The following is a 12,167-nucleotide window of genomic DNA, read 5'->3' as shown; positions in this document are numbered from 1 at the left end:
CCATCAATATAATGGTGGTTTGACGCCGAATGAATCAGAAAGATTGTTCTGGAAAAACTCTAAAACCGTGGCTAGTTTTTGTTGACCACTACAGACATGTTTTTACCAAACGCCCCCACCATTGATAATCTGCACTTGTACCTGTCTGGCTGTGATAGGTTGCATAACCTAATCTGAAAGTCATAAGCGGCAGACCCTGACTAGCCGCCAAGTCTGCAATCTTCTCCATAACCCACTTGCTGCGGACATAGCCCATATCATTAACTACCGCTGGTAGGTTCTGATCTATATCATCATTTTCCAGCATAATCTTTTTGCCAGTGTGGCGGTGCCCCCAACTGTATACTGCAATAGTGGAAAGTAAGATTACCGGCTTAGTGTGATTTATTGTCGCCAGACGGATTACTTCTCTCAATCCTTGAACATTATCGCGCTTCATATAGGAGTAAGGCTGTATAAAGTTTACCGAGCTCGCTGAATGATAAATAATATCAGTCTTATAGCACAATGAATCATACATCTCAGTTGTCAAACCAAAATTATGTTCAGCAATATCTCCTTTTATCACATGTACTCGTTCTCGCTGCTCAGCACTGAGAGTAATTTGGTAACGGTTAAGCACACGATCAAGTCGCTGTTCCGCGCTCTCCTGCATTTTCTCTCGCGCCAAGCAAAAAATATGTGCATTCGTCGTCACCAGTAATTCGGCTAATAAGTGGGAACCTACAAAACCGGTAGCTCCAGTCAAAAGAATATTCCGCGGTTCAGTTATCTGGTGCGGATCAAAGTTGGGATCAATACGTACATCCGCAGGAAGATATACATCATCCTGCAATCGGCTGAATGGTTCACTGTCTAAAACAGGGGGGGTATGCCCTACCCGTTCCTCCATAGCCTGTTCTTGGGCGTGTAAAGTTGGGTATTCATAAATATCTCGCGCGTAGACTTTTACACCCATCTTTTTCCCAAGTAGTGAAGCTAACTGAGCAGCCAAAAGTGAATGCCCACCAATGTCGAAAAAATTATCAGTGGGCGAAATTTGCTTGGTTCCGAGCAATTCTCGCCATATAGCAGCGATGGGTTCATATTTTTTTTCCAATTTCAAATGAGGATCATTGGCGGTCGGTTGATAATTTTTCAGCAATGAGACCTTGTCGATTTTTCCATTAGGATTAAGCGGTAGATTGTTTAACCACTGAAAATCCGCAGGCATAAAATAGGATGGGAGTATCTTTTTCATATGGGCTCTGACACGGTTGGTTGGTTGAGTATCAGGTGAAAATGCCAATAAAAAAACGATAATTTTCTTTTCAGCAAGGTTTTCATTTTGACTTATTACTGCTACTGCCTTTTTAACTTCTGGGACCTGCATAATAACGTTTTCAATCTCGGCTAACTCTACGCGATTGCCTCGAATTTTGATTTGCTGATCTGTTCTACCCAAATACTGAATGCGACCATCAGGGAGCCAACATGCCAGATCGCCACTACGATATAGACGTTTACCCGCAAAGTGTTCCGGGGTCACAAACTTCTCGTCGGTCATTGTTGGGTTATTTAAATAACCTTTAGCAAGACAGGTTCCGCTTATAAATAACTCCCCTGGATCATGGTTTAGTATTGGATGTAACTGTTCATCAAGAATAAAAATTTCCGTGTCAGCTATAGGATAGCCAATACTTGCCGCCCCCCCTAAATGGGCACTCTCCACTTTATTATATGTAACAAAAATGGTAGCTTCAGTTGGACCATAGAAATCAACCAGATCATAACTCAAATTCATAAAATTTACTGGCGGAAGTTTTTCACCGGCTGTAAACATGTAGCGTAGTTTTAAATTTTTAGGCTGTGGCAAACTGACCATTTCAGGGACGAGAACTGTGGGTACAAATACATGGGTGATTTCATTATGGTCCAAAAATCTCAATAAATCCTCTGGTTGCAAACGTATTTCCTCGTGCGGAAGGTACAATGTTGAACCACTAGTTAATGCAGACCAAATCTCCCATTGTGCAACATCAAATCCAATGCCGGCGATCAGCGATGAACGACACTGATTATCCAAGTTAAATCTTTCGTTGTACCAGACAATAAGATTATTTAAGGCTGCATGCGAAATCTCAACCCCTTTAGGTGATCCAGTGGTACCAGATGTAAAGATTATATAAGCAATCCTTTGGTCATCGGACTCAGATTGATCGTATGTTGTTGGTGTATCGTGGGGCAGGTCTTCAATTGAGACAATGTCAGTTATTTTATCGTTGAAAGTTATAATAATCGAAGAGTTACTGACCACTATCACACTGGAATTACTCTGCTCAGCGATGTCCTGAATTCTTTTTTCAGGATAATTAGCATCAATTGGCGTATAAGTAGCACCAAGCTTACAAATAGCAAGCAAACCAATAATAAATTCCGGTGTCCTGAGAGACACGATGGGAACGTTGTCACCTGGAACGATTCCCTTTTGATGTAATACATTACAGAGTTTATTGCTAGCTTCATCTAATTGTTTATATGTCAAATAGTAACCATTGTAATTAATTGCAGTTCTATTTCCTGATAGCGCAACCTGACGAATGAAATGATCCAGCACTGTATGTAGCATGTATTCCCCTCTCAGACATTAAGATTTTATTTAAAAAATTCTTGGAACATATAAATACTAGTTGGCATTTTGAAAGTAACAATGTTGGTAAGAAAATATATTAAACTAAGTAGATTAACCTGATAGATCATGCACATGATTTCATGCAGTTTGTAAACATTATGATACATTTTAATTTCAAGCCAAAGGAATGCTAAGGATCGATAGTTCTAGATGTAACATAACCAATTGAGAACAGTGGGAAAAGAAAAATAATATAAACTTTAATGGCTTGAGGAATGCAAAAATGTAGCTCTAGGATGAGTTTTATTTTATCCCAGCCTATTTCTACGACAGGTTGTGATATTGCAAGATGATTAGAGATGTACTAAAAATTAACTTACTCTGCATGAATTTTGGCTTTAAGAAAAATTTCCCCGAAGGAAAAAACCACCTAACAGTTACTGTAAATTTGTCAGAAAAATCAAGCTCTATCATTTTAATTCTTACCTACCAACTCAATCAGAGAGGTTATTTATGCCTAGAAAAGTAAGGTTTAACCCACGCTCTAAAAAATTCCAAAATAATCCCTATGACATTTACAAACAGTTAAGGATAGATGATCCAATTATTAAAGTTGGCGGTAACTGGTTGATAACAAAGTATAAGCATGTAAGAACTCTATTGATGGATAAAGATATTAAATCAATAAACTTGTTGGATTCTTACAAAAAAATAATCCGAGATAGGGAAATATTATTACCTGAAAAAGTATTGATTATGCTAAATAATATCCTTCTCCTGCAGGAGGGTCAATTTCACCGAGTACATAAAAAAGGATTAATACCTCTTGTGACCGGACCGTTCATGAAGGAACTTGAAGAGATAATTGAAGAGGAAGTTATGGATGTTTTGACCAATATTCTAGGGCGAAGAAACATTGAAGTAATGAGTGAGATTGCAACTAAATTATGGCAAAGAATTTTTTCCCGCTGGTTAAATCTCAGTAATGAACAGAAAAAAATTTTTGTAGAAGCCCAAAAGAAAATACGTCCTTTACTTGAATCTCCGGGCATTCTCTCTATCAAAGATTTTAACGATGGCATAGAGTCCCTACATCGTATTTCATTAATGTGTGACGCGATGCTCCAAGAAGGAAAGCAATTAAAAAACTCTCTATTTTACAGAGCAATTTTAAGTGGTTATGACGAGGATCATAATGAAGTTGAAAAAAATATCTTTGCAGATGTTATTAACATACTTGTTGCCATTAGCGAAACTAACGAATCGCTAACAGGTAGTCTTTTTCTGGAGTTAGCCAATGATAGATGTTCACAACATCGACTACGCAGGGAACCGCAAAGATTTAAGCAAGCTATAAATGAAATCATGCGCTTACACTCTCCAGTACAACTAACCAGAAGAGTGGCCACTCATTCTTTCTGGCTTGATGATAAAGAAATTGCAATGGGCGATATACTCCTCCTTTGTTTAGGGTCCGCTAACCGGGATGAGGATGTTTTTCTTTATGCAGACCAATTTGATATGGATCGTAATAATGTAACTAAACACATCGGTTTTAGTACCGGACTACATAATTGCCTAGGACAACAACTAGCCATCAGACAAACCGAAATTTTATGTAACGTTTTTTTTGATAGATTCCCCGTTTTCACTCTCAATTCGCCCGAAGTTTGGCAAACTGAAAATCTAGTTCTAAGAAGCCTCAAAGTATTAAATATTAACTTTGAATGCACTCTAAAAAATTAACAATTAAGGGGGTTTTCTTATGCGTTCAACTATTCGGGTTTACTACGGTGATACAGATGCTGGAGGCGTTGTATTCCATGCGGCCTATGTCAATTTTTATGACCGAGCAAGAACTGAGTTTTTTCGCTCGCAAGGTATAATATGCAAAGAACTAGCTGACATGAACTGTGCTTTTGTTGTCAGAACAATTGGTATCGAATATCTATCCCCTGCTTTTCTTGATGATCTTATTTGTATAAATACATATATTTTTGAAAAAGGGAAAATAAGTTTGAGAATAGCACAGTCCATTAGCGACCAAAACGGAAACATAATTAATCAGTGTGATGTTTTATTGGTTCTTGTAGATTTGATTAAAAAGAAACCGACCAGAATACCATTCAGTATGCTTAAAAGACTCACTTTATCTTAAATAATCTGCTGCAAAATCAAGCTATAATACTTCATGTACCGGGTAGTACGTAATTAACTATAAACCCGGTCACACAAATGATATCTACTTTATCATCTGGATTAAGACCGGAAACCTTTATCATCATTAACTTTCATACATAGCCCAGACTCTCACATGTTCGCCTCTTGCTCAATACTGCCAGCTTTGCTTTATATGGTTATAAGTGTAGTAAGTACCAAAATGACCGAGTTTTGATAAAGCTTGCAAGTTGAATAGTAAAAATCTGCCTACCAAGGAGGTGGTTTAGGGCTGACAATAAAAAACGGGAGCCATAAGCTCCCGTTATCATCTAACGCTTAAACACGCTTACATGTGTTTAACGATGGCGTCGCCAAACTCTGAGCATTTCAGCAACTTAGCGCCTTCCATCAAACGCTCGAAATCGTAGGTCACGGTCTTGGCAGCAATGGCGCCTTCCATGCCCTTAACAATCAGGTCAGCCGCTTCGAACCAGCCCATGTGACGCAGCATCATTTCCGCAGACAGGATCACTGAACCAGGGTTCACTTTATCTTGGCCCGCGTATTTCGGTGCTGTGCCGTGCGTCGCTTCAAACAGTGCGCATTCGTCACCGATGTTAGCGCCAGGAGCAATACCAATGCCACCAACCTGTGCCGCCAGCGCATCAGAAATGTAGTCACCGTTCAGGTTCATACAGGCGATAACGTCGTATTCAGCCGGACGCAGCAGGATTTGTTGCAGGAAGGCATCGGCAATCACGTCTTTCACCACAATCTCTTTGCCAGTGTTCGGGTTCTTGATTTTCAGCCATGGGCCGCCGTCAATCAGTTCACCGCCGAACTCTTCACGCGCCAGTTCGTAGCCCCAATCTTTGAAGGCACCTTCGGTGAACTTCATGATGTTGCCTTTGTGAACCAGCGTTACCGAATCACGATCGTTGGTGATCGCATACTCGATCGCCGCGCGCACCAAACGCTTAGTGCCTTCTTCAGAACATGGCTTCACGCCGATACCACACTGTTCTGGGAAGCGAATTTTCTTCACGCCCATTTCGTCACGCAGGAATTTAATCACTTTATCTGCTTCAGCAGAACCGGCTTTCCATTCAATACCGGCGTAAATGTCTTCGGCGTTTTCGCGGAAGATCACCATGTCAGTCAGTTCAGGGTGTTTAACCGGGCTCGGGGTGCCCTGGTAGTAGCGCACCGGGCGCAGACAAACATACAGATCAAGCTGTTGGCGCAGAGCCACGTTCAGGGAACGAATACCGCCGCCAACCGGCGTGGTCAGTGGGCCTTTGATAGCAACGCGATAGTCGCGGATCAGATCCAGCGTTTCTTCTGGCAACCACACGTCTTGCCCGTAAACGTGAGTCGATTTTTCACCGGTGTAGATTTCCATCCAGGAGATTTTGCGTTCACCGTGGTAGGCTTTTTGCACTGCGGCATCAACCACGTTAATCATAGCAGGGGTAACGTCAACGCCAATGCCGTCGCCTTCGATGAACGGAATGATCGGGTTATGCGGAACAACCAGTTTACCCTGGGCATCGACCGTAATTTTTTTACCTTCTGCCGGAACAACTACTTTGCTTTCCATCAACCTCTCCTTCAAGCGCAATTTTTGTTAATGCTTTGTAAGATGCGTGTAGATACTACTCGAATATTCAGTCCGCGCCAATCCGAAACGGATTCAGTTATAATGCGCCTATCATCCGTAATCTCAACTGTTATGAAAAAATTCTCTGTTAAAAATCACAACGTTAAACGATTCAGCAAGCCAAAGGCCGCCAAACCGGCTTTAGCACAGGGGCCGCGCCGGGTAGTGTTATTCAACAAACCGTTCGATGTGCTACCTCAGTTTACTGACGAAGCAGGACGCGCCACGCTGAAAGCGTTTATCCCGTTTAATGATGTTTATGCTGCTGGCCGTTTGGATCGCGATAGCGAAGGTTTATTGGTGCTGACCAACGATGGCAAACTACAAGCGCAACTCACACAACCCGGCAAGCGCACCGGTAAAGTCTATTATGTACAGGTTGAGGGCATACCGCAGGAGAGCGATCTGGCTCCCCTGCGCGCCGGTGTCACGCTGAAGGATGGCCTCACACTCCCCGCAGGCGTCGAGCGAATCGATGAGCCCGCTTGGTTATGGCCGCGTAATCCTCCGATCCGCGAACGTAAAACCATCCCGACATGCTGGCTCAAAATCACCCTGTATGAAGGGCGGAATCGTCAGGTCCGGCGTATGACGGCGCATATTGGCTTTCCGACCCTGCGTCTGATTCGCTACAGTATGGGCAATCTTTCATTAGGCGAACTAAAGCCTGGTGAATGGAAAAGCGTGGATTCGCTATAACACGGCCTGAGATCCGTCAACTGACTGTAAGGAGCCACCATGTTCAAACCGCACGTCACCGTTGCCTGCGTGGTACATGCCGCCGATAAATTTCTGATCGTTGAAGAAACGGTCAACAATAAGGTGCTGTGGAATCAACCCGCGGGCCATCTGGAGGCCAACGAAACGTTGATTCAGGCCGCCGAGCGCGAACTGTGGGAGGAAACCGGTATTCGTGCCCAGCCGCAGGCATTCCTAAAGTTGCACCAATGGATCGCGCCAGACAACACGCCATTCCTGCGTTTTTGTTTCGTCATTGAGTTGGACAACATGCTGCCCACCGCGCCGCAGGACAGTGATATCGATCGCTGTTTGTGGCTGAGCGCCGAACAAATTTTGCAGGCCTCCAACCTGCGCTCTCCGTTGGTCGCAGAGAGCCTGCGTTGTTATCAGCAACCGGAACGTTACCCGCTTTCATTGTTGGGCAGTTTTAACTGGCCGTTCTAACGCACAATAATGTGCCGTGCGCCAGCGCAACCATCGTGGTAAAATCCTGCGCTTGTTTTTTTACCAGCACGATTCGTGTTCAAAGCTCGTGAGAATCCCATGTCAGACAACAGCCAGAAAAAAGTAATCGTCGGTATGTCCGGCGGCGTCGACTCTTCCGTTACAGCCTATCTGTTACAGCAACAGGGCTATCAGGTCGCTGGGCTGTTCATGAAGAACTGGGAAGAAGACGATGACGAAGAGTACTGCTCCGCCGCGACCGATCTGGCCGATGCACAAGCGGTTTGTGACAAACTCGGTATTGAGCTGCATACGGTCAACTTTGCGGCCGAATACTGGGATAACGTATTCGAACTGTTCCTGGAAGAATATAAGGCAGGTCGCACGCCGAACCCAGATATCCTGTGCAATAAAGAGATCAAATTCAAAGCATTCCTGGAGTTCGCCGCCGAAGATCTGGGGGCGGATTTTATCGCGACCGGCCACTACGTGCGCCGTCAAGATGTCGATGGCAAGAGCCGTCTGCTACGCGGTGTCGATGGCAATAAAGATCAAAGCTATTTCCTGTACACCCTAAGCCACGAGCAGGTAGCACAAAGTTTGTTCCCGGTAGGCGAGCTGGAAAAGCCCGAAGTCCGCCGTATCGCGGAACAGCTTGAGCTGGTTACGGCCAAGAAGAAAGACTCTACCGGCATCTGTTTTATCGGCGAGCGCAAATTCCGTGATTTCCTCGGTCGTTATCTGCCAGCACAGCCGGGCCCAATCGTGACCGTTGACGGCCAAACCGTTGGCGAACATCAAGGCTTGATGTATCACACCCTCGGCCAACGTAAAGGGCTGGGTATTGGTGGGATGAAGGACAGCGGAGAAGATCCATGGTACGTGGTAGATAAAGATGTCGCCAATAATGTGCTGATCGTCGCACAAGGCCACGACCACCCGCGTCTGATGTCTGTGGGTTTGATTGCCCAGCAGTTGCACTGGGTTGATCGCCAGCCGTTAACCGAAACGCTACGCTGCACGGTGAAAACCCGTTATCGCCAGCAGGATTTACCTTGCACCATCACGCCTATCGATGCAGAACGGATCGAAGTTCGCTTTGACGAGCCGGTTGCGGCGGTCACGCCGGGTCAGTCTGCGGTATTCTATTTAGGTGAGATTTGTCTCGGTGGCGGTATCATTGAACAGCGCCTGCCACTGAGTGATGCATAACGCCGAGATATTTACAGCCAGCGAACAGCACTGAATCACGGCTCAGCCCATTGTGGGCTGTATACACATTCACCGGGTGTATCCGCACTGGGTTTACCCGGGGTTTTGTGGCATGATTTGTAACTTTCGTGGTCATCGTTGTTACCGAAGAGAGCGGTCAGCAACCATTTTACTGAACACGAATACCGTTCCTCAGGTACACAACTTTTTATCGTAAACTCTGCAGCGTGACCAGCGTTTACAGGAGTAATCGTGGCGAAGAATTATTATGACATCACGTTGGCGATGGCTGGAATCAGCCAGGCCGCGCGTTTGGTTCAGCAATTGGCACACGAAGGCCAATGCGATCGCGAAGCATTGCACACTTCGCTGAACAGCCTGTTGCAAATGAATCCGTCCTCTACTTTGGCAGTGTTTGGTGGCGAAGAACGAAAGTTAAAAGTCGGCCTTGAAACACTGATGGGCGTACTGAACGCCAACAATAAAGGCGCCGGAGCCGAACTGACCCGTTACACCATCAGCCTGATGGTGTTGGAGCGTAAGCTCAATGCCAACAAACAGGCAATGAATACGTTGGGTGAACGTTTAGATCAGTTGGAGCGCCAACTGGCACATTTTGATTTAGAATCCGAAACCATTGTCAGCGCATTAGCCGGAATCTATGTCGATGTCGTAAGCCCCCTAGGGCCACGCATTCAGGTCACCGGCTCACCGGCTATTTTGCAAAACCCACAGGTTCAGGCCAAGGTTCGTGCCACGCTGCTGGCAGGCATTCGTGCCGCCGTGCTGTGGCAGCAGGTCGGCGGCAGCCGTCTGCAATTAATGTTTTCCCGTAATCGTCTGTTTAAACAGGCGCAAAATATCGTTGCTCATTGTTAATCGATCCCAGGAGTTGCTACCGATGGAATTATCCTCACTGACCGCCGTTTCCCCCGTTGACGGACGCTACGGTGATAAAGTCAGCGCACTGCGCCCTATTTTCAGCGAATTCGGTTTGCTGAAATTCCGCGTACAGGTTGAAGTACGTTGGCTGCAAAAACTGGCAGCCTGCGCAGAAATCAAGGAAGTTCCCGCTTTTGATGCAGACGCAAACGCTTACCTCGATAAGATCGTCGCAGAATTCAGCGAAGAAGACGCCCAGCGCATCAAGACTATCGAGCGCACCACTAACCACGACGTCAAAGCCGTAGAGTATTTCCTGAAGGAAAAAGTGGCAACGGTACCTGCCCTGCATGCGGTTTCCGAGTTCATTCACTTCGCCTGTACTTCGGAAGACATTAATAACCTGTCGCACGCCCTGATGTTGCATACCGCGCGTCAGGACGTAGTGCTGCCGTTCTGGCGTAATATCATTGATGCTATCAAGGGACTGGCGCTGGACTACCGCGATATTCCCCTGTTGTCACGGACACATGGCCAACCCGCCACGCCGTCCACCGTCGGTAAAGAATTAGCCAACGTGGCTTACCGCATGGATCGCCAGTTCCGTCAACTGGAACAGGTGGAAATCCTCGGTAAAATCAACGGCGCCGTCGGTAACTACAATGCGCACATTGTTGCTTATCCCGAAGTCGACTGGCACCGTTTCAGCGAAGAGTTCGTTACCTCATTGGGTATCCAGTGGAACCCTTACACGACGCAAATCGAGCCGCATGACTACATCGCCGAACTGTTCGACTGCATCGCGCGTTTCAATACCATTCTGATCGACTTCGACCGTGACATTTGGGGCTACATTGCGCTGAATCACTTCAAGCAAAAAACCATTGCCGGCGAAATCGGTTCTTCCACCATGCCGCATAAAGTTAATCCGATCGACTTCGAAAACTCCGAAGGCAACCTGGGTCTGGCTAACGCGATGATGAGCCATCTGGCGAGCAAACTGCCCGTCTCACGCTGGCAGCGCGACCTGACTGACTCAACCGTGCTGCGTAACTTGGGGGTTGGCCTGGGCTATGCGCTGATCGCCTATCAATCAACTCTGAAAGGCATCAGCAAGCTGGAAGTCAATCAGGCACACCTGCTGGACGAACTGGATCATAACTGGGAAGTACTGGCGGAACCGATCCAAACCGTGATGCGCCGTTACGGCATTGAAAAACCTTACGAAAAGCTGAAAGAGCTGACGCGCGGTAAACGCGTGGACGCGACCGGTATGCAGGCGTTCATCGACAGCCTGGCACTGCCGGAAGAAGAGAAAACCCGTCTGAAGGCTATGACGCCAGCCAATTATATTGGCCGCGCCACCACCATGGTTAACGAACTGAAGTAAGTTTTCGCTGAGTCAATCCAGCCATCCTCACGCTTAATGCCGGTTACGTACATAACCGGCATTTTTTATCGCTGTTCCATCCACGACATATCACGCAGGCTGATCGACAATGTTAATTAGTTGATCTTGATCAATCGCATTGTAAATAAAATGTTTTGAAACAGCTCATTTATTGTTCATCACATCATCCTGCTCCTACACTACGATCACCATACCAGTAGCTTGCTAATTAATTATTGATATGGCCTATCCGACCTTCCTCGCCCGTTAACGGCCGCCGGATAGCGGTAGCGCGCGTACCCTTTGCCGCGTGGGCACTTTCGTGAAACATGTTCAAGGTGGAATGATGTCTCAACAACAACCTCCAACGCCGCCCCGGCGTGATTTTTTGAAAAAAACCTTAGCGTTAATTCCGTTGGCTGTGGCCGGTAGCAGTGGCATGGCAGTGCTCACCGCCGATGCAGCACCGGCGGCTGGCGTTTCCCCCCATTATATACCGACCTATTTTAATCTTGAGGAGTGGCGTTTTCTCTTGGCTGCCTGTGATCGGTTGATCCCGAGCGACAGTCATGGCCCTGGAGCCATCGAACAGGGCGTGCCGATCTTTATCGATAAGCAGATGGCCTCCTCCTACGGCCAAGGGGGATTGTGGTATATGCATCCGCCGTTTGTGGCTGCCGCACCAGAGTTGGGTTATCAATCCAAATTGACGCCGCGCGAAACCTATCGCAACGGTATACGTGCGGTTAATGCTTACTGTCACCAGCGGTTTCAAAAAATCTTCGCGGAACTGTCACATCAACAGCAAGAACAGCTGCTCAGCGCGTTAGAAAAAGGAGAAATAGACAGCGATACGCTGCCCGGCCAAGCATTTTTTTCCCAACTGCTGCTGAATACTCAAGAAGGCTATCTGGCAGACCCGATCCATGGCGGTAATCAAACGCTGGCTTCATGGCGGTTGATCGGTTTCCCGGGCGCACGCGCAGACTATACCGATTGGGTTGATCACCTGAACCAACCTTATCCATTAGGGCCTGTCAGTATCTCGAGCAAAAGGAATGCATAAA

Annotated in this window: 10 protein-coding genes; 8 read left to right on the top strand and 2 right to left on the bottom strand. The window is 46.2% G+C overall.

All coding sequences use genetic code 11. The features are described from left to right. Positions 1-88 precede the first annotated feature (88 nt). On the bottom strand, positions 89-2,608 hold the full coding sequence (locus ACQKDS_RS18870; protein WP_399673533.1) for an amino acid adenylation domain-containing protein: 2,520 nt from the start codon (positions 2,606-2,608) through the stop codon (positions 89-91). Positions 2,609-3,124: 516 nt separating this feature from the next. On the opposite strand from ACQKDS_RS18870, the gene ACQKDS_RS18865 reads away from it, so the two are divergent. Beyond that, on the top strand, positions 3,125-4,357 hold the full coding sequence (locus ACQKDS_RS18865) for a cytochrome P450 (protein ID WP_399673535.1): 1,233 nt from the start codon (positions 3,125-3,127) through the stop codon (positions 4,355-4,357). A 19-nt stretch (positions 4,358-4,376) separates the two neighbouring features. Further along, positions 4,377-4,769 carry a YbgC/FadM family acyl-CoA thioesterase gene (locus ACQKDS_RS18860; protein ID WP_399673537.1) on the top strand — a complete coding sequence of 131 codons (393 nt, stop codon included), beginning with the start codon at positions 4,377-4,379 and terminating at the stop codon, positions 4,767-4,769. Positions 4,770-5,117: 348 nt separating this feature from the next. Here the strand turns inward: ACQKDS_RS18860 and icd are convergent, their stop codons facing one another. Then, positions 5,118-6,371 carry an NADP-dependent isocitrate dehydrogenase gene (icd, locus tag ACQKDS_RS18855; protein WP_399673539.1) on the bottom strand — a complete coding sequence of 418 codons (1,254 nt, stop codon included), beginning with the start codon at positions 6,369-6,371 and terminating at the stop codon, positions 5,118-5,120. 132 nt (positions 6,372-6,503) lie between these two features. Here icd and rluE point away from each other — a divergent pair, with 132 nt between their 5' ends. The 6 genes from rluE to ACQKDS_RS18825 all read left to right on the top strand — a co-directional run bounded on the left by rluE (position 6,504) and on the right by ACQKDS_RS18825 (position 12,166). Beyond that, positions 6,504-7,130 (top strand): 23S rRNA pseudouridine(2457) synthase RluE, encoded by a 627-nt coding sequence (gene rluE / locus ACQKDS_RS18850; RefSeq protein WP_399673541.1) that lies wholly within the window; start codon positions 6,504-6,506, stop codon positions 7,128-7,130. 39 nt (positions 7,131-7,169) lie between these two features. Next, complete coding sequence (locus ACQKDS_RS18845) at positions 7,170-7,616, top strand: NUDIX hydrolase (protein WP_399673543.1); 447 nt, start codon at positions 7,170-7,172, stop codon at positions 7,614-7,616. Positions 7,617-7,715: 99 nt separating this feature from the next. Next, complete coding sequence (mnmA, locus tag ACQKDS_RS18840) at positions 7,716-8,828, top strand: tRNA 2-thiouridine(34) synthase MnmA (protein WP_399673545.1); 1,113 nt, start codon at positions 7,716-7,718, stop codon at positions 8,826-8,828. A 252-nt stretch (positions 8,829-9,080) separates the two neighbouring features. Beyond that, positions 9,081-9,707: a high frequency lysogenization protein HflD gene (gene hflD / locus ACQKDS_RS18835; protein ID WP_399673547.1), complete on the top strand. Its 627-nt coding sequence runs from the start codon at positions 9,081-9,083 to the stop codon at positions 9,705-9,707. Positions 9,708-9,729: 22 nt separating this feature from the next. Next, positions 9,730-11,100: an adenylosuccinate lyase gene (purB, locus tag ACQKDS_RS18830; protein ID WP_399673549.1), complete on the top strand. Its 1,371-nt coding sequence runs from the start codon at positions 9,730-9,732 to the stop codon at positions 11,098-11,100. Between the two features lie 346 nt (positions 11,101-11,446). Next, complete coding sequence (locus tag ACQKDS_RS18825) at positions 11,447-12,166, top strand: gluconate 2-dehydrogenase subunit 3 family protein (RefSeq protein ID WP_399673585.1); 720 nt, start codon at positions 11,447-11,449, stop codon at positions 12,164-12,166. Position 12,167 lies beyond the last annotated feature (1 nt).

Source organism: Serratia sp. NPDC078593, assembly GCF_050268245.1.
Taxonomy (GTDB): Bacteria; Pseudomonadota; Gammaproteobacteria; order Enterobacterales; family Enterobacteriaceae; genus JBNNGK01.
The sequence above is the reverse complement of the archived record's forward strand: the minus strand, read 5'-3'. Positions and strand labels throughout refer to the sequence as shown.

What these genes read in the sequence shown, in the direction of transcription:
- icd (WP_399673539.1), bottom strand. Translation starts at nt 6,371, where the DNA reads ATGGAAAGCAAAGTAGTTGTTCCGGCAGAAGGTAAAAAAATTACGGTC.
- ACQKDS_RS18825 (WP_399673585.1), top strand. Translation starts at nt 11,447, where the DNA reads ATGTCTCAACAACAACCTCCAACGCCGCCCCGGCGTGATTTTTTGAAA.
- ACQKDS_RS18870 (WP_399673533.1), bottom strand. Translation starts at nt 2,608, where the DNA reads ATGCTACATACAGTGCTGGATCATTTCATTCGTCAGGTTGCGCTATCA.
- ACQKDS_RS18845 (WP_399673543.1), top strand. Translation starts at nt 7,170, where the DNA reads ATGTTCAAACCGCACGTCACCGTTGCCTGCGTGGTACATGCCGCCGAT.
- purB (WP_399673549.1), top strand. Translation starts at nt 9,730, where the DNA reads ATGGAATTATCCTCACTGACCGCCGTTTCCCCCGTTGACGGACGCTAC.
- ACQKDS_RS18865 (WP_399673535.1), top strand. Translation starts at nt 3,125, where the DNA reads ATGCCTAGAAAAGTAAGGTTTAACCCACGCTCTAAAAAATTCCAAAAT.
- mnmA (WP_399673545.1), top strand. Translation starts at nt 7,716, where the DNA reads ATGTCAGACAACAGCCAGAAAAAAGTAATCGTCGGTATGTCCGGCGGC.
- rluE (WP_399673541.1), top strand. Translation starts at nt 6,504, where the DNA reads ATGAAAAAATTCTCTGTTAAAAATCACAACGTTAAACGATTCAGCAAG.
- ACQKDS_RS18860 (WP_399673537.1), top strand. Translation starts at nt 4,377, where the DNA reads ATGCGTTCAACTATTCGGGTTTACTACGGTGATACAGATGCTGGAGGC.